The following is a 17,982-nucleotide window of genomic DNA, read 5'->3' as shown; positions in this document are numbered from 1 at the left end:
GAAACATGGTGAAGATCGTCTGCGTCCTGTATCCCGATGCTGCCAAAGGCCACCCCACCAGCTACGCGCGGGATTCGATCCCGACGATTGCCTCCTATCCCGGTGGGCAAACGACGCCGACGCCCAAGGCGATAGACTTCATACCGGGCCAGATGCTCGGCGACGTCACGGGTGAACTTGGTCTTCGCAAGTTCCTGGAGGATGCAGGCCATGAACTCGTCGTGATTTCGGACAAGGAAGGGCCGAACTCGGCCCTGGACCGCGAACTTGTCGATGCCGATGTCGTGATTTCGCAGCCCTTCTGGCCGGCCTATATCACGCGCGAGCGCATGGAGAAGGCGCCGAAGCTGAAGCTGGCGCTGACGGCCGGCATCGGGTCGGATCACGTTGATCTGGAAGCCGCGATCGAACGCGGCATGACCGTCGCCGAAGTCACCTACAGCAATTCGATCAGCGTCGCCGAACACACGGTGATGATGATCCTGAGCCTTGTACGGGACTACATCCCGCAGCATGACATCGTTCGGAGCGGCGGATGGGACATCGCCGATGCCGTTTCCCGCTCCTATGATGTCGAAGGGATGCAGGTCGGCGTGGTCGCTGCAGGTCGCATCGGGCTCGCCGTGCTCCGCCGGATGAAGCCCTTCGACGTCGGCCTTCACTATTACGATTTCCACCGTCTTCCCAAGGACGTCGAGGAAGAACTCAACCTCACTTACCACCCGTCCGCTGCCGCTCTGGCCCAGGCATGCGACATCGTCTCCATCCATACGCCGCTGACGCCCGCAACGGACACGATGTACAATGCGGACTTCTTCGCGAAGATGAAGCGCGGCTCGTACATCGTGAACTGCGCACGCGGGAAGCTCGTGGACACCGATGCACTGGTCGCTGCGCTTCAGAGCGGTCAGATCGCCGGCTATGCAGGCGATGTCTGGTATCCGCAGCCGGCGCCTGCCGATCACCCGTGGCGTACGATGCCGCATAACGGCATGACCCCGCACACTTCCGGAACCAGCCTGTCGGCCCAGGCACGCTACGCTGCCGGGACGCGCGAGATCCTCGAATGCTTCCTTGAGGGGCGACCGATCCGCGATGAATATCTGATCGTCAAGGGCGGCGACTTCGTCGGCACGGGAGCCCACAGCTACGACGTGAAGTAATGACGATCGGGGCGGTCCGACCGCCCCGATCGCTACGACGCAGATGTCTGTAGCGGCGAAACGAGAGGCTGGAGCGGCTAAGGGAAACCTGCCAAGCTTACCCGGCTCGAGCCTTTAGGCTGGTGCGCTGCGTGCCTTCTTTCACTACGATGGCGTATACGTCCGCAACCGGAGGTCGATCAGATTCTGCCAACTTCCAGCGCAGCCCGTTCCTGTCCGAGATGTGTATCCTCAAGGTACGGGCCGGACCGGCGGAGTGGTCGATTTCGAACGCGCATTCATCCAGTTTATGGCTGACCCGGATCGGCGTATCGGACGCGAACCGGCCGTCGTCCAGCAAGTGGATATCAAGGGCTCGCGCTCCGAGGCGCGCGTGGAAACGCCTGCGCACACCGTCGCGAGGATGGATCAGAAGCTGGTCATCGTGCTCCTCCAGCATGCCGGAAAGAGCGATACGGCCGAACAGTTCGTCATCGACCAGCGTGGTGGCGGCTGCGCGCAGGGCGCCGCAGAAGCCGAGGTCGATCTCGCAGGAATAATACCACGAGCCATGCCGATGGGGCTGCTCCAGCCAGGTCTCGCCGAGGGCTGCGGGTTCGAAACCTCCTCCTGCGCCGCCGTCGTTGGCCTTTCCGGGATACCAGTAGCCATAGCCGCTTTCCGGCGTCCCGCTGTTCAGCAGCGCCCAACTGCTCAACGCCGAGGCATGGCCGAGCCGCAGCAGCGGGCGGAAATCGGGAGTATCGTTCAGGGCATGATCGAGGATGGCCCAACCGCCCATTTGCGCCATGTAACTGAGCGTATAGGCATCGCCCGCCTGTGCGCGGTAATCGCTGCCGAGCGTGTAGTACGAGGGCTGCAACCATCCCCGGCAGAACAGGTTGGCATCCATCTGCCGTTTCGCGAAAGCGCGCGCGTGTTCGGGCGGGATGCGCTCCGGCCGGTCTAGCGCATAGCGGGCGATCGCCTGTGTCGTTTCAAAGCCGGTGGAATCAAAAGCGTATTCCGAGGCGAAGAGATCGTCGACCTCGTTCACGAAGTGCGCGACTTTGTGCTCCCAGTGTCCGGCCAGTTCATCTGCCTGCGCCATACGACCTTCGCGGCGAAGGGCCTCGATCACGTCGGGGATGACCAGTTCGTTGTAGAAGCCGGTGGAATCCGCTTCCCAGCCGATGATCTCCTTGGGAATCACGAACATGGCCCGCGCGGTGCCGAAGGCGCGATCGAGATAGTCGGCGGCGGCAAGGCGCGTGTGGAAGCCGTGCCGGTCGCGCGCGATGCGATAGAGCGCGAAATACATCAGCGCGATGTGGGGGTAGTCGTAGGGCCGCCAGAAGTGCTTGCGGCCCTTGTCGCCCGGATCGGCACTGTCGCGGTTTCGTTTCCAGTCCGGGATACCATAGAGCGCGTAAGGCCATTGCTCTTCGGTGGTGCGCTGCAGGCCGCCCCAGACGAAGTGCTCGACGTAATCGTCCAATGCGTCGATTTCAGCCTGCACCGGATATTCCGCATTCTTTGCGGCAAGGAAGGCGGGCTTGGAGAGGCCCGGGTCATCGCAGGTCACTTCATAGATGCGCCAGCCCTTGATCCGGTCGTAATTGTCCGGCCCGAGCAGGGTTTCGCTCTCCATGTTCCACTCGGCCAGCAGGCCGTCGTACCACTTCGCGGGATCGCGGTGACGGTGCGCGGCGATGAAGGCTCCGCGCTTGGCGATCATCGTCTCGACCGGTTCCGTCACGAAGAATTCCAGCGTGCTCCGCCCCCCGTCCGCCTGATGCAGCGTGACGTGGTTTTCGCCGAGGCGGGCGAAGCGCAGGCGAAAGAGTTTCCGTCCCGCGCGCTCTCCAAGCGGTGTCCATTCGGTGTGCGCGGGGTGTTCGGGTTCCAGCCGGACGACTGACACACTCGAACCCAGTGAGAGGGTTACGTCCAGATCGGTAGGCACGGTCATGCCCGGCACGACTTCGACGTCGATCAGCCCGTGCTCGGCGATGGTCCGGCGCATCGCGGCGTAGCCGTCCACGAGCAGGAAGCGAACGCCTCTCTGGGCTGTCTTCCCCGGTGCGAGCGCGAGGCTGGTCGCTGGCAGGCGCCAGCGAGATCCCGCTGCCTGCACGGCGGCGACTTCGGCGGCGGCGTGGAAAAAGACCCGGTAAAGGTCCGGCGAACCTTTGGGTGCATCCCAGTACTCAAGCGCCGCACCATTTGCCGGGAGCATGGCAAGCCAAGGGGTTAAGCTATCTTTGCGCTGCCAGAAAATGTGCGAATTGCGTCCGGAAATGAAGCTATGCTTGAGAACGGCGTTGGGGTCGTCTTTTACCGCGTGGATCATGTTGATCGGCAGCGGCAGGGCAAGATCGCCGAATTCGATCGGCAAGGCCGTCTCGTTGGAAAGCGTCAGGGTGAGGTGCAGTCCATCGGCTTCGAGCGCGAAACTGCAAGTGACGAAGAGACCCGGAGCAAGGAGATATCGCGTCTCCAACCCATTCGCGGCCTGCCTGACGTGCTCGGGCGCCTGTGTACGCGTTTCAAAGCGCTGCCATGGGTGATCGGCGATACGGTAGGTGCCGGTGGCATCTCCCAACGCGGCGCCCGCATGGATGAAGTCTCCCTGTACAGCCTTCGAGGCGGCCGAAAGGCTGGTGACGCGCCCGCCGTCGAAGCCCAGCCTGAAGGGCTTTCCGGGCGCCGCGAGTATGGAACCGACCTTTCGCGGCACGAGGGGAGGCGACGATGCGGCCAGCACCGGCGCCTGAAGCGCGGGTAGGAATGCACCCGCCAATCCCGCGCGGATCAACCCGCGTCGATCAAGCGGGCCGTACGGTGTGCAGCGGAGCTGGAGGCGAGGGATGGAGCGGCTTTCAGGCGATCGGTTGAGTGCATCATCGTCAGCGCTGTCCAAAGCTCACCTCCGTCAAAGTGGCGAGAGGTATATCGTATATTATAATTCAGGCAATGCCGATGATGGCCTTCAAGCTCGTGATGCAACTTGACAAATTTGTATTAAAAATATCGTATACGAATCGCTCGTAACAAATTGTTGCGGGCCAGGGAGCGATAACCAAATGATAAATCATCGAACTTCCGTAGCAGGGCTACGGACGCTGCTCATGCTCAGCTGTCTTGGCTTTTCGGCGAGTGCATACGCGCAGACGGCCTCGGTTTCTGCCGATGAAGCCGCGACCGAGCGGCCCGCCAAGGACATCGTCGTCACGGGATCGCGTATCCGGCGCGCCGCTGCCGACAGCCCTTCGCCATTGGCCGTGGTCGACGCCGACCAGATCAAGGCGACCGGCACGCAGAACATCGCCGACGTCGTCAACCAACTGCCGGCCCTCGCGGTCACCCAGACGAACCAGACGAGCAATCTGGCCGGTAACGCGGGCGTCAATGCGCTCGACTTGCGCGGCATGGGGACGCAGCGCACGCTGGTGCTGGTCGACGGGCGTCGGCAGGTCGCAGCCATTCCCGGCACTTCGGCGGTCGACCTGAGCAATATCCCTTCCAGTCTCGTGCAACGGGTGGAAGTGATTACCGGCGGCGCCTCCGCGCTTTACGGTGCCGACGCGGTCGCGGGTGTCGCCAACTTCATCCTCAAGAAGGACTTCCAGGGGATCGAGGCCAATACCCGCTACAACGCCTCGACACGCGGCGACATGGACACTTACGGGTTCGATCTGCTCGCGGGCACGAACTTTGCCGACCATCGCGGCAATGTGACGGTCTACGGCTTCTACGAGAACACGCCCGGCACCGTAAGCGGTTCCGATCGGCCCTGGACGGCGGACGGCTATCCGATCTACGCCCGCACCAGCAGTTCCAGCCCCTATTTCATCCAGGACCACGTCCGCAACATCAACACTGCCGATGCCGCGCAAGTGGTGCTGGGCGGCAGGCTCTATTCGGTCAACCGCGACAGCGGCACCTTGCGCGATCCGATCCTCGGCCCCGGCGGCCTGATCAATGTCGTGCCGGTCAACCTCGGCACGTCCACCGACCCGCTGGGCACCTTGCTGACCGACGGCGGCGAATACAACGGCCGCTACGACGGCTGGTATCTTTCGGTTCCGTCCGAGCGCTTCAACACCCGCGCCTCTGCCATCTTCGAGGTGAGCGACGCGCTGAAGCTCTTCGCCAATGCCACGTTCGCGCACAATACCTCGAAGGCGGGCTTCCTCCAGATGACCGCATTCGGCACCGACGTGGTGCCCGCCGACAGCCCCTTCATCACCGATGAGATGCGGGCCGCCAATGGCGGCGCGGTGCCTGCGGGCGGCGTCCAGTTCGCGCGGCGCTTCATGGAACTGCCCGCCCCGCGCACGGAATACGACCGCAAGCTGTTCCAGGCCGTGGCCGGAGCGGAAGGCGACTTCACGCTCTTCGCCCAGCCCTGGAACTATTCGACCTACTACACCTACGGCAAGACCACCCAGCGGGTGCGCGATGTCAACTCGACCGCCTACGATCGCTGGTACATGGGCATCGACAGCACGACAGGCGCCAATGGCGAAGCCGTCTGCCGCAGTACGCTCGACGATCCCGGCAACGGCTGTGTGGCGATCAACCCGCTGGTCACGCTGACTCCGGAGATGATCGACTACATCACCTATACCTCGCACTGGTCGAAATCGACACTGACGCAGCAGGTGCTTTCCGGCTATGTCTCGGGCGGCCTGTTCGACCTGCCGGGCGGTGCGGTGCAGGTCGTGCTCGGCGGCGAGTACCGCAAGGAGCGCAACGATATCGGCGCGATCCCCGAGTACAATCCGGACAGTCCGCTCTACGATCCGACGATCGGCACCATGCAGGGCACTCTCGTCGGCAAATATTCGGTTAAGGAAGTCTACGGCGAAATCCACGTTCCGATCCTGAAGGACACGCCGTTCTTCGACACCTTGTCGCTCGACGGTGCCTTGCGCCTGTCGGACTACAGCACCGCTGGCTCGACCACGACGTGGAAGTTCGGCGGCGAATGGGCGCCGATCCCCGATATCCGCTTCCGTGCCACTTACGGCCAGGCCGTCCGCGCGCCGAACATCGGCGAACTCTACACGGCGGACAGCATTTCGGGCCTCTGGATCACCGATCCGTGCAATACCTACAATCTCGCCAACCGCGCGACCCGCACGCAGTACACGGCAGCCAACTGCGCGGCGATCAACCCGGCCGATACCGTCAGCTACTGGCTCTACCGCGACATCATTTCGAGCGGCAATCTCGACCTGAAGCCGGAAACCGCCAAGACCCTGACGCTCGGCGCCGTGTTGCAACCACGCTTCGTGCCCGGACTGTCGCTCACGGTCGATTACTACAACATCGACTTGCGCAACGCGATCGACGCCTTCGGCGCGCAGATGCTGATCGACAAGTGCGTGGACCAGTCCTCACTGGACAACATCTTCTGCCCCCTCATCCAGCGTGACGCCAACGGCAATCTCGAATCGGTGATGACGCAGAAACTGAACCTGTCCCAGTACCTCACCCGGGGGATCGACTTCGGACTGAGCTACAGCCTGCCGCTCTCGCGGCTGGGTCTGGCCGACGATGCGGGCAAGCTGTCGATCGACGCCAATTACACCCGCCTCCTCAACCGTCGCTATACGCTAGACCCTACCGATCCCAACTCGATCACCGAGTACGCAGGCATCTTCGGATCGCCCAAGTGGAAGGGCGTGGTCCGCACAAGCTACTCGCGCGAGGGCATGGGCTTTACCTGGAGCCTGCGCCACTTCTCGCCGATGAAGGCCGCCACCACGATCACGCCGGACAAGTACAGCAAGATCTGGACGCCGAACGTGTTCTACAACGACTTCTCGGCCTTCGTGGCGCTGAGCGACAATATCGAATTGTCGGGCGGTCTCAACAATGCCTTCGATCGCAAGCCCCCGCGCATACCGGGTGCCGAGGCCGGCGGCGCCAACTTCGAACTGAGCTATCAGTCGGGCGTCTACGACGTGATCGGGCGCACGTTCTTCCTCAGCCTGCGCTTCCACCGCTGACCATCAAGCAGGCCCGGCTCCGTCTCGCCGGATCCGGGCCTGCCCTGAAAACCGGAGCAGATCGATGATCCTGTCCCCCGCATTCCGCCTTGCCCCATCCCTCGCCCTTGCGCTTCCGCTCTTCATCACCGCCTGTGCACATCCGCAACTCGGCGCTCCACCGGCTTCGCTCGGCCTCGATCCCTTTTACGCCAAATATGCCGATGCGGACGGTATCCCGGTGGTCTCTTCCGCGAAAGTGCCGGACCGTGCCCTGCTGCTCGCCCGCGATATCGTCCTTGCCGAGACCGCCGAGCGTCCCGACATCCGCCGCGAACTCGCCCGCAGCGGTGCGCGTGTCGGCGTCATGGCGATCGACGAAGGGACGATGGATCTTCCCGAACAGCGGGACTGGAAGAAACCCGCCGCGGACGATCCGCGCCTGACGCCTTGCGAACGCGCCAACTACGACAAGATCGCCGCCATGACCGATGCCGAGTACTGGAACAGCCGGGCACGGGGCATGGGCGGGCTCTACACTACCGGAGCGGCCGAGAACCTGCTGGCAGTGCCGGGGACGCGCTACTTCGGCGAGAACATCCTCGTCCACGAGTTTTCTCACAACATCCTGTCCGCAGTGGAACGGGCTGATCCCGCTCTCTACGGCCGCGTCGAGACGGCCTATCGCCATGCCCTGGAGCAGGGCTTGTGGAAGGGCGATTATGCCTCGGTGACGGTGCAGGAATACTGGGCCGAAGGTACGCAGTTCTGGTTCAACTCCAACAAGGCGTTCCGGGGGCCGGACTTCACGATCGTATCGGACAGGGACCTGCTCGCCTACGATCCGATGCTCTTTGCCGTTCTCGCGGAAGTCTATTCGCCCACGCACCGGATCGCCGCCGATGCCTTCCACGATCATCCGGCTCGCCTGGACTTGCCTCGTCCCGACTTGCCTAGGCGGTCGACAAACGGCTGCTGAGGCGTTCAGCTTTGCAGCAGTCGCCGCGAAAACGGGCGGTCAAGGGGTACGGGCTTATTTCACGGCCGTCTCGGGATGGGCGCGGAGGTATATCAGTGCATTGTACGTCGTGCGGCGAACGCTCTCCTCGAGGTCACCCGCGAGTTTCCGGGCAGCTTCCAATTGCTCTGGCGTGGCAGGTTCAGGCCGCTCCTGCGTCACATATCTGGTTGCCGCCTGAAGTATCGTTGCCCGATAGGAGCTGCACTCCTCTATTCCAGCATCAACGAGCGCATGTGCGTCCTGATCCGACCGGGCTTGTGGCATCACGGTATCGAAGACGCATTTCATCATATCCATCGACGGTTTCACATCCGGCTGCACGTTGATCGGCGGCCCTGGCGACTGCGCTGCGATGGCCGCGAGAAACGGAAGTACAAACTGATGCATAATCCTCGTATCCCGCGCAGGGCGCGGCAAAAAGTTGGCGTTGGCCAAGTAGGGCGGGTCAAGCTCTGTGAAAATCAGTAATTGAACACTGAATTTTTTACAACCCGAAAGCAGATAGCCGCTGCACGAGGCGATCAGGGCAAAAGGGCGGCGTTGACGATGCCGATCTTGCCCCGATCGTCATGAAAAACACGGCCATGTCATTCACGCCCCGAATGTGTCGCTTTCATTTGTTGCTCGAGCAGGCGTTGCGCATATCCGTTACCCCTGCTTCACAAAGCGAATGTCTTCCGACAGAAGCCAGCAGCCTTTACCTGCCTTGAAGACTAACCGCCCATCAGGCCCGGAATCCGACTGGTCGCCTGATGGATCGGACTGACGACGTTGCGTGTCGCCGGGCGTGCGGGTCCAATCGATAGTCGAGATGGTGTCGAGGTCGTCATGGACCTTTACATTGATGGGCGTGGAACCGGCGCTCTTGTCGCCACTCTCATCCGCTGAATACCACCGCACACCGTCCACCCGGATTGGAAACATGGTGTAATCCTTCGCGCTGATCTTGCGCGTGGATAGAACGCGGTGATCTCCGCCCCGAAGGGTATAGGCAATCGTGGGACTGCTGTAGGCTTGCCGGATTTCCGGCGAACTGACGAAGATTTCGACGAAGGAATCGAAATTCTGCGTCGCGCAGGCCTTGCCGATGTCTTCTTGCGCAGAGGAATCTGCAACAGAAGCCGCCGCGTCCTGCACAGCGATAGGCAAGCCAAGGCTCACTGCCCCTGCTAATGCCATCCGAGCGGCGCCTTTGACAAATAACCTCGTCATTTCAATCCTCAGGATACTGGCGCCAACTCTGCAGCGGAGCGAAGGGAAACGTTTTGCCCCGTGGCAGGGTTTGGCGGCCAGAAATGCGCGCCAATAGCTGAACCGGGCTGCGAATGAGGTGCATGTCAACAGCGATGCCGGCCTCGGCCAAGGCGGTTTCAAAGACGGAGGGCCTTAAAGGATAACTATGCCATTCCGGCAATTTTGCGGTTTCCAATCGCATCGCGGCACAATGAGTGTCCGGATTTCAATTTGCAATGCCAAGTTCCTGAGCTTCGAAGGCGCGGCGTGCTCCGTCAACCAGACCGCAGCTCAGGGCTGCACCGGAACACCTGCGAGCCAGAACCCGCGCACGATCCTGCCCGCCTACGCAATGGTCAACGCCTCTCTGGGGCTACGTCCCGCGCGACTACAGCCGCTACGACGGCGTTCGTTTCAACTACAACTTCTGAACGAGATCGCCGCCGCGCCACTCCTCCCGGCGTGGCGGCATCGCCTGGAGAGACGGGAACCTCGACGGGCATTGGGCAGGTCCCTCACGGACCGGTCCCTTTTTCATTCCGGCAACACCTCGATGCCCGAGACGATGGCCGAACCGACAACAGGTTTGAACGCGAGGTCGAGTTTGCCATCGGCCACCATCACCGGGATATCGCGGGTCAATGCCGTCCAGGCCGCCTTTGCCTCTCGGCGCACGTCGATCCGGGCCGCCTTGCGGCCTTCCGCCAAAACATCGAACTGCCGCGCCCCTGCGGCCAGCTTCTCGTCCGGCTCGAAGAAGTGGAGCCGGACCTTGTAGCGTCCGTTCGGGACCGGGATCGCATAGCTGAAGTCTCCTTCGCGCCAGCTTCCATAAGCCGCCTGGTTTTGCGTACCCAGCACCGGTCGCACCGGGCCGGGTTCTCCGCCGCGCGCCATCGATGGACGGTCGCGGAAATGCCCCGCGCCGCCCGTCGAGAAGACGTCAGAGCCCCAGAGCACGCCATCGCGCGCGCGCTGCTGCTCCAGGGTGCCCGCGCGAATGTGGTAAAGGCCGGGCTTACCCTCGAACGTCCAGACCACGGTGTCGGCAACCCGCTTGCCGTCACGCGTCCCGCTCGCTTCCAGCCGGTTTTCTCCCGGCGCCAACTCCACGCCGGTCCAGCGGCAGATGCCGGTCTCGCAGCGCGCTTCGCCAAGTGGCCTGCCATTCAAGGTCAGGCTGACCATCCCGGTATTGGCATAGGCCTTCACATCCGCCACCGGATAAGCCCGTGCCACATGCCGCCGCTCCGCCAGATGAAGCACCGGCTCGGGCGACCAGTTGGCCTTGTAGAGATAGAAGGCGTCCTTGCGGGCCTTGCGGTCGAAAGTGACAAGCCCCTTGTCGTTGGTGTCGGTAAGGTCGCCTTCCAGCCGCAACTCGTTCGAGAAGTCGAACAGGTTCCACACCCAGCTTGCCCAGACATAGGGCCGCGCGGCGATCTGTTTCCAGCTTTCCTCCAGCAGCCAGCTCTGGAATTCCTCGGGATGAGGCCGCCCGAAGGCGGCGATCGGGCCGCCCTGCGGGTCATCGGTATGCTGGGTCAGCGCGCCGCCTGCACCATATTCGCTGATCGAAATCGGCTGGCGCGGAAAGCGAGCGTGGAGCCGGTCGAGATCGCGGCCCAGAAGGTCCACGGTGTTGCCGTACCAGCCATGATAGCGGTTGTAGCCGATCACATCGGTGATCCCGGCCACGCTGTCGAGGCCGGGTTTGTTGTCCTCCACGATGGTTCCGCAACAATCTGCCAGCGTGGCGGGACGCAGCGGATCTTCGGCGTGAACCACCGCCTGCAATCGCTCCAGCAGCGGCCGCGCGTTGGACGTGCCGCGGCCCTTGGCGGCTTCGAGATTGACCTCGTTGGCGATCGACCAGACCGCGATCGAGGGGTGGTTGTACGCCTGTCGGATCAGTTCGCGCAGCTGCTGCTCGGCATTGGCGGCGAAAGCCTCGGTCGTCGTCTCGGAGTACCAGGGCGCGGAACGGTCCACGAGCGGGATCTCCGCCCAGACGACCATGCCCGCCTCATCCATCTGCCGATAGGCTTCGTCCGCATGCTGGTAATGGGCGAGGCGCACCGTGTTGGCGCCGATTTCCCTGATGATCGCGGTGTCTTCCGCAATGTCTGCAGGCGTGATCGCCCACCCCTTGCCGAGCCGGTCCTGATGACGCGAGACACCGTGCAGTGGAACCTGACGGCCATTGAGCCAGAACCCGGTCTGCGGATCGATCCGCATCGTCCGGATGCCCAGCGGCTGCTCGACTTCGTCCAACTGGCGTCCGGCGCGGTCGAGCAGGCGGACGCTCACGCGGTAGAGATAGGGATCGCGAAGCCCGTCCCACAGATGCGCATCGGAAACATCCAGCAGTGCCTCCACTTCCGTGCGCGCCGTCGATCCACTGCCGGCGGCAATGCCGAAGGGCGCCGCCGCGCGGGCCACCGCCGTGCCGTCGCGATCGAGGATCCGGAACTGCACTGTGCCTCTGGCGGTGCCCGGCAGGCCGTTTTCCAGCCGCGTCAGCACCCGCACGCGCGCCTTGCCTCCTTCGACCTTCGTGGTGCCGGCATAGATGCCCGGCCCGCCGAAATCCTCCATTGCGATGCGCAGCGGGCCGGTCACGATCAGCGAGGCGGGCCGGTAAAGGCCGCCGTACATCGGCCAATCGCCGTTCATCGGAATCACGTCTGCCGTCGGCGATCCCTTGTCCCGGGGCGAGCTGTTATCCACCCGAACGACCAACAGGTTGTCGCCCGTCGGCTTCAGCGCCTTGGTGGCATCGAAGCGGAAACCCGCAAAAGCCCCGGCGTGACGGCTGAGGTGGACACCGTTCACCCAGACGTCGGCAATGACGCTGGCGGCATCGAACTGCACCCAGACATGACGGTCTCCCAGCTTTTCCGGCGTCTGGAAGCTGCGGCGATACCAGCCCTGCCCCTTGACGTTCTGGTAATCCTCGCGCCGCTGCGCGGTGCCGCCCATGCGGTTCCAGTTGTGCGGCAGCGACACGCTTTGCCAGCCCGATGGATCGCTGACGCCGCCCTCCGCTCCGACGGGAAGATCGCCGAGATGAAAGGACCATTCCGAGGCGAGAGGAATCGCTTCTCGTGCCGCTGCCGGCGATAACCAACACATCAGCGACACCAGCGAACCCGCAGCGATTAGAGTGGCCCTGTTTGCTCGGGATCGGGATCGCATGACGTTCTCTCCAAACATTGGTCAGGTCACTCACGCCACCTCGGGCACGGTACTTGCCTTATTGACTGTCTATCCCATAATATGGAAATACCAACCACTAATTGGCATGTCTATTTGGTCAGATAAGCGGACGAAGAGCCGGTACCGGGAGAATGGGTATGAAAGCTGGAACGCTATCTGCTGCTGCGGTGGCGCTTGCGGCGTGCAGTGTCGCTACGGCTTTGCCTGTCAGTGCACACGATGCATCGAACGCGGTGCCGACGGCCCGCAAGACCTTCAGCCTGAACCGAGACTGGCGTCAACAGCTGGGGGACGTGCCGGATGCGGCAACCGTCCGTTTCGACGACTCCGCTTGGAAACCGGTGACCTTGCCCAACGCCTTCAACGAGACCGAAGCTTTCGCACACGACATCAAGGATCTCTCCACGGGGATCATCTGGTATCGTAAACGGTTTACATTGCCGGTCGCGGATATCGGCCGCCGCGCGTTCCTTGAGTTCGAGGGCGTGCGCCAAGCAGCAGAAGTCTTCGTCAACGGTAAATCGGTAGCTCTCTCCGAAAATGGTGCCATGGCGTTCGGCGCAGACATCACCGATGCCCTGGTCGCGGGCGACAACATCATTGCCGTGCGCGTCGACAACGACTGGCGCTACAAGGAGCGCGCGAGCGGCAGCGGCTTCCAGTGGAACGACCGCAATTTCAATGTGAACTACGGCGGCATCACCAAGAACGTGAAGCTGCACCTCACCGGCGCGCTTCATCAGACCCTGCCGCTGATGGCGGGGCTCGGCACGACCGGGCAATATGTCTGGGCCGACGCGTTCGACTTGCCGGGCAAGGCCGCGACGATCCACGCGGAAACCCAGGTGCGCAACGACGATCGACGCGCACGACACCTGGCCTATCGCGTCGAAGTGCGAGCGCCCGACGGTACCCGCGTGGCCGCGCTCGATGGCGGTTCGCATGATCTCAAGCCGGGCGAGACAGCGATCCTCAGCGCCTCTGCGCGGCTCTCCGGGCTTCAGTTCTGGAGCTGGGGCTACGGCTATCTTTACACGGTCACGACCGTGCTCCTGGAAAACGGTAAGGCCATCGACAGTGTCGATACCGTCACCGGCTTCCGGCAGACCGCCTACGACCACGGCATGATCCGCCTGAACGGGCGCATCATGCAGGTCCACGGCTATGCCCAGCGCACCTCGAACGAATGGCCCGCCGTGGGCGTCTCGGTGCCGCCCTGGCTCAGCGACTTCTCCAATGCGCTGATGGTGGAAAGCGGCGGCAACATGGTGCGCTGGATGCACATAACCCCGTCAAAGCAGGACATTGAATCTGCTGATCGGGTCGGCCTGCCCCAGGCCATGCCGGCGGGCGATTCCGAAAAAGACGTGACGGGCAGGCGCTGGGAACAGCGCAAGGAAGTGATGCAGGGCGCCATCGTCTACAACCGTAACAACCCGTCCATCCTTTTCTACGAATCCGGCAACAACGCGATCAGCGAAGCCCACATGGCCGAGATGAAGACGCTGCGCGACACATACGACCCTCACGGCGGCCGCGCGATCGGCGCGCGGGAAATGCTCGACAGCAAGATCGCCGAGTATGGCGGCGAGATGCTCTACATCAACAAATCCGCCCGGATTCCCATGTGGTCGATGGAGTATTCACGCGACGAGGGTGCCCGGCTCTATCAGGACGCGTTCACAGCGCCCTTCCACCCGGACGCCCCCGACTACAACCGCAATCAGGACAGCCACGCCATCGAGAACGTCCGGCGCTGGTACGAATACTACCGAATGCGGCCGGGCACCGGGGAACGGGTGAGTTCCGGCGGCGTCAACATCGTCTTTTCCGACACCAACACCCACCATCGGGGCGACAACAACTACCGCCGCTCCGGCGAAGTCGATGCCATGCGCTTGCCCAAGGAAGGGTTCTTCGCGCACAAGGTCATGTGGAACGACTGGGTCGACAGCACCACGCCTGCCACCCATCTCATCGGCCATTGGAACTATGCACCGGGTACGAAGAAGGACATCCACGCCGTCTCCAACGGTGAGGATGTCGAACTGCGCATCAACGGGCGCTCACTCGGCAAAGGCGAACGCAGCGAGGGCTTCCTGTTTACCTGGCACGGCGTCGCGTGGGAGCCCGGCAAGATCGAGGCGGTCGCCGTGCATTCCAGTGGCGCTCGTTCGCAGGACATGGTCGAAACCACCGGCCAGCCCGCATCCCTGCGGCTGACGCCCCACACCTCGCCCCGAGGCTTCGTGATGGACGGCGCCGATCTGGCGCTGGTCGACGTGGAAGTCCTCGATGCGCAGGGTCGACGGGTCCCGACTGCCGGCAACCTCATCCACTTCTCCCTCGAAGGCCCGGCCGAATGGCGCGGCGGCATCGCCCAGGGCCGGGCAGACAACTACATCCTGTCTGCCGAGCTGCCGGTGGAAGGCGGGATAAACCGGATTCTCCTGCGCGGCGGAAACCGGCCCGGTGCCATACGCCTCAAGGCCAGCGCCGCAGGGCTGAAAGACGCCGCGATCGCCATTCGCGGGGTTCGCGCCTCGCCCCTGAAGGGCGGGCTTACGCCCGACCTTCCCGGCAGTGCGCAAGCCGGGCTGCTGACACGCGGTCCCACCCCAGCAGGCTCCTCCTACCGCCAGAGCCGCACGACGCTGATCCCGGTCACCGCAACGGCAGGCGCTGCGCAGGATCAGGCGGCCGCAAGCTGGGACGACAACGAACTGTCGCGCTGGTCCAGCGACGGCTCACCCCGGAATGCCTGGATCGAATACCGCTTCGCTCAAAACGAGACGATCAGCGAGATCGACACGAAACTCATCGGCTGGCGATCGCGCAGCTATCCCTTGCGAGTGAAGGTCGACGACCGGACGGTCTGGGAAGGCGAGACCGAGCGGCAACTGGGCTACGCCCGCATTTCCTTTCCCCCGACCCGCGGGACCAGGGTGCGCATCGAAATGACCGGCCCGGTTGCCGACCGCGACGCCTTCGGCAACGTTGTCGAACTCGATACCGCGCGCAAGGCCGGCGACACCGGCGCCGACGAGATCCCCCCGGGCTGGAACCTCGCGATCAGCGAAATCGAATTTCACGGCCCCGTGGCGCCGGAAGGAACGAGATGACGAAATCGCTTGCCATGAAAGGTACCTTCCCACGGAGCGTGGGGCCTTCACTCGCTGATCCACGATGTCAGCATTACTGAACATAACCGTCCTACAATCGGCGAAGAACATGGATTTCTGCGCCTGAGTGAAAGCTGACAGGATTAAGGTGATGGCATTGATCTACTGGCATACAGGCGCGCTGCTTACGCTTTCCTGCCTTGCGCATCCGGCACACGCACAAACACCGGGACGCTATGACGCTATCCATTCAGGCACGCCTTGGTTCGATCAGCGCGGCGTTCCCGTCAGCGCCCATGGCGCGGGCATCATCAAGGACGGCGACACGTATTATCTCTTTGGTGAAGCGCACGAGGACATGACCAATGCCTTTGCCGGGTTCAACTGCTATTCCTCCAAAGATCTGGTAAACTGGCGTTTCGATAAAATCGCGCTGCCAGTGCAACGATCTGGACCACTGGGGCCGAATACTGTCGGCGAACGGCCCAAGGTAATGCGATCACCCAGTTCTGGCGAATATGTGATGTTCATGCACGCAGACGCGATCGACTATCGCAGGCAGTTCGTTGGCTTCGCTACCGCAAAAAACGTCACCGGCCCGTACACCTTCCAAGGCCCCCTGCTGATCGACGGCAAGCCGATCAGGAAGTGGGATATGGGTACATTCCAGGACAGGGACGGGGCCGGCTATATACTGCTGCACGGGGGAGACATCTACCGTCTGGCCGACGACTACAGAAGCGTTCGAGAACATGTCAACGCGGCTATGGCGAATGGATTTGAATCGCCAGCGATGTTCCGCAAGGGCGACATCTATTATTTCCTGGGATCGCACCTGACGGGCTGGGAGCGAAACGACAACTACTATTACACGGCGAGATCACTACGCGGTCCTTGGGTTCGTCAGCGATCGATTGCGCCAGAAGGGGCGCTGACCTGGAATTCGCAAGTCAGTTTCGTGCTCCCGGTCGAAGGCTCCCGCGATACGACCTTCATGTTCATGGGCGACCGATGGTCATATCCGCGCCAGGCGAGCGCCGCCACCTATGTGTGGCAACCGCTAAAGGTGGACGGCGACAACTTGTCCATGCCTGCATATCGTGACGCCTGGCGGATCGACATGGCAACCGGCACCGTCCGTCCAGGACCAGCTCAGAGCGAAACGATTACCGCCTCAGACCCGCGCGTGCACCTCGTGGGCGTCTGGCAGCAGGCGGCAAAGAGCAAGCGAGGCCCGATCACGACGGTTGACAGGAAAGCGTCCCTATCTGTTGCCTTCACCGGCACTCAGGCCAGCTTACACAGTTTGGCACGTCCCGATGGCGGCTATGCACGCATCATCGTGCGCAACAGTCAAGGCGATGAGGTGCTGTCATCGACGACCGACATGTATTCAAAATATCCCGTGTCGAGCGTCAAGTTCGTCACCCCGTTGCTACCCCGCGGTAGCTACACCCTGCAAGTCTCGGTTGTTGGCGATAGCTGGTATTGGGTGAATAAAAGGGGTGAAAGGTCCGGGAGCGAGGGCCATACAATCTCGTTCGAACGCCTTCGCGTACGCAAATAGGAAATGCAGCCACTTCGGCCGCTAATGATTTCCCAAATTACTGATCTTAGCGACAGCGCAAAGGCTGATGTACCTCGGCCGGCTGTCAAAAGCCCTCGATCAGTCAGCAAGTGACCGGGTCACGCCTATCCTCTTTCGTTACCGCGAATGTTCTTGGCCAGCAATATAGTCTACGACCTTTCGGCAGATATCGAGCGAGACGGGACGTTCACTGGCTTGATCGGGAACGACTGGGTTTGGGTCGCCAGCTGCCGTAACCAGACAGTTCACACCTGGGCATCGGGATATGGCGTCTGAGCGACCACAAAGGATCGATACTTCCTTATCTGTCTAGACATCAGCCTCCAGAAAGGCCCTGATCGCACCAGCGGCTCGCGGCCAGGCCGCTTCTTCCTCCAGAACCAGATGGTTCCGGGTATCGAGTTGGACAAATTGGGAATCCGGAATGGCGGCGGCCAACTCTCGTCCTGAGGCAAACGGAATGACCGCATCCTTTTCCGCATGAAGCACCAGCGTGGGTCTTGCCACCTTGGGCACCAGGTCTCGGACATCGATCTTGCCGAATGCCTCCTGAAGTCGGACAGCATTTTCGGGCGAGGCGGAAATCCTTTGCAACTCGTTGAACCAATCGGCAGCCGGCGGCGGCATGTCGGGAAAGAACAGCGATGTGAACATCTGT

General features: G+C 62.4%; 10 protein-coding genes. 5 read left to right on the top strand and 5 right to left on the bottom strand.

Annotation, left to right across the window (positions count from 1 at the left end; genetic code table 11):
- Window positions 1–5: 5 nt before the first annotated feature.
- Window positions 6–1,163, top strand: a complete 1,158-nt coding sequence (locus V7066_RS19905; RefSeq protein WP_334184720.1) for an NAD-dependent formate dehydrogenase — start codon at window positions 6–8, stop codon at window positions 1,161–1,163.
- A gap of 97 nt (window positions 1,164–1,260) precedes the next feature.
- Here the strand turns inward: V7066_RS19905 and V7066_RS19900 are convergent, their stop codons facing one another.
- Complete coding sequence (locus V7066_RS19900) at window positions 1,261–3,945, bottom strand: DUF5695 domain-containing protein (protein ID WP_334184719.1); 2,685 nt, start codon at window positions 3,943–3,945, stop codon at window positions 1,261–1,263.
- 328 nt (window positions 3,946–4,273) lie between these two features.
- On the opposite strand from V7066_RS19900, the gene V7066_RS19895 reads away from it, so the two are divergent.
- Together V7066_RS19895 and V7066_RS19890 are read left to right on the top strand one after the other, a co-directional pair.
- A complete protein-coding gene (locus tag V7066_RS19895; RefSeq protein WP_334184718.1) occupies window positions 4,274–7,162 on the top strand; it encodes a TonB-dependent receptor plug domain-containing protein in 2,889 nt (962 codons plus the stop codon).
- 64 nt (window positions 7,163–7,226) lie between these two features.
- Window positions 7,227–8,120: a glycoside hydrolase gene (locus V7066_RS19890; RefSeq protein WP_334184717.1), complete on the top strand. Its 894-nt coding sequence runs from the start codon at window positions 7,227–7,229 to the stop codon at window positions 8,118–8,120.
- A gap of 54 nt (window positions 8,121–8,174) precedes the next feature.
- Here V7066_RS19890 and V7066_RS19885 read toward each other — a convergent pair whose 3' ends face one another.
- From V7066_RS19885 to V7066_RS19875, 3 genes are all read right to left on the bottom strand, one after another.
- Entirely contained in the window at window positions 8,175–8,549 is a 375-nt protein-coding gene (locus tag V7066_RS19885) for a hypothetical protein (protein WP_334184716.1), read from the bottom strand.
- 261 nt (window positions 8,550–8,810) lie between these two features.
- Window positions 8,811–9,341, bottom strand: a complete 531-nt coding sequence (locus tag V7066_RS19880) for a hypothetical protein (protein ID WP_334184715.1) — start codon at window positions 9,339–9,341, stop codon at window positions 8,811–8,813.
- Between the two features lie 588 nt (window positions 9,342–9,929).
- Entirely contained in the window at window positions 9,930–12,530 is a 2,601-nt protein-coding gene (locus V7066_RS19875) for a glycoside hydrolase family 2 TIM barrel-domain containing protein (protein ID WP_334184714.1), read from the bottom strand.
- Window positions 12,531–12,751: 221 nt separating this feature from the next.
- Between V7066_RS19875 and V7066_RS19870 the strand changes: the two genes are divergently transcribed.
- Both V7066_RS19870 and V7066_RS19865 read left to right on the top strand, forming a co-directional pair.
- Window positions 12,752–15,736 carry a glycoside hydrolase family 2 protein gene (locus V7066_RS19870; protein WP_334184713.1) on the top strand — a complete coding sequence of 995 codons (2,985 nt, stop codon included), beginning with the start codon at window positions 12,752–12,754 and terminating at the stop codon, window positions 15,734–15,736.
- Between the two features lie 151 nt (window positions 15,737–15,887).
- Entirely contained in the window at window positions 15,888–17,303 is a 1,416-nt protein-coding gene (locus tag V7066_RS19865; RefSeq protein ID WP_334184712.1) for a family 43 glycosylhydrolase, read from the top strand.
- A gap of 330 nt (window positions 17,304–17,633) precedes the next feature.
- On the opposite strand, the gene V7066_RS19860 is transcribed toward V7066_RS19865, so the two are convergent.
- Window positions 17,634–17,982: alpha/beta fold hydrolase (locus tag V7066_RS19860; RefSeq protein WP_334184711.1), on the bottom strand; the 349-nt coding region annotated here is incomplete at its 5' end.

Source organism: Novosphingobium sp. (assembly GCF_036820275.1).
Taxonomy (GTDB): domain Bacteria; phylum Pseudomonadota; class Alphaproteobacteria; order Sphingomonadales; family Sphingomonadaceae; genus Novosphingobium.
Note: the sequence above shows the minus strand (reverse complement) of the source record. Positions and strands in the feature narration are given on the sequence as shown.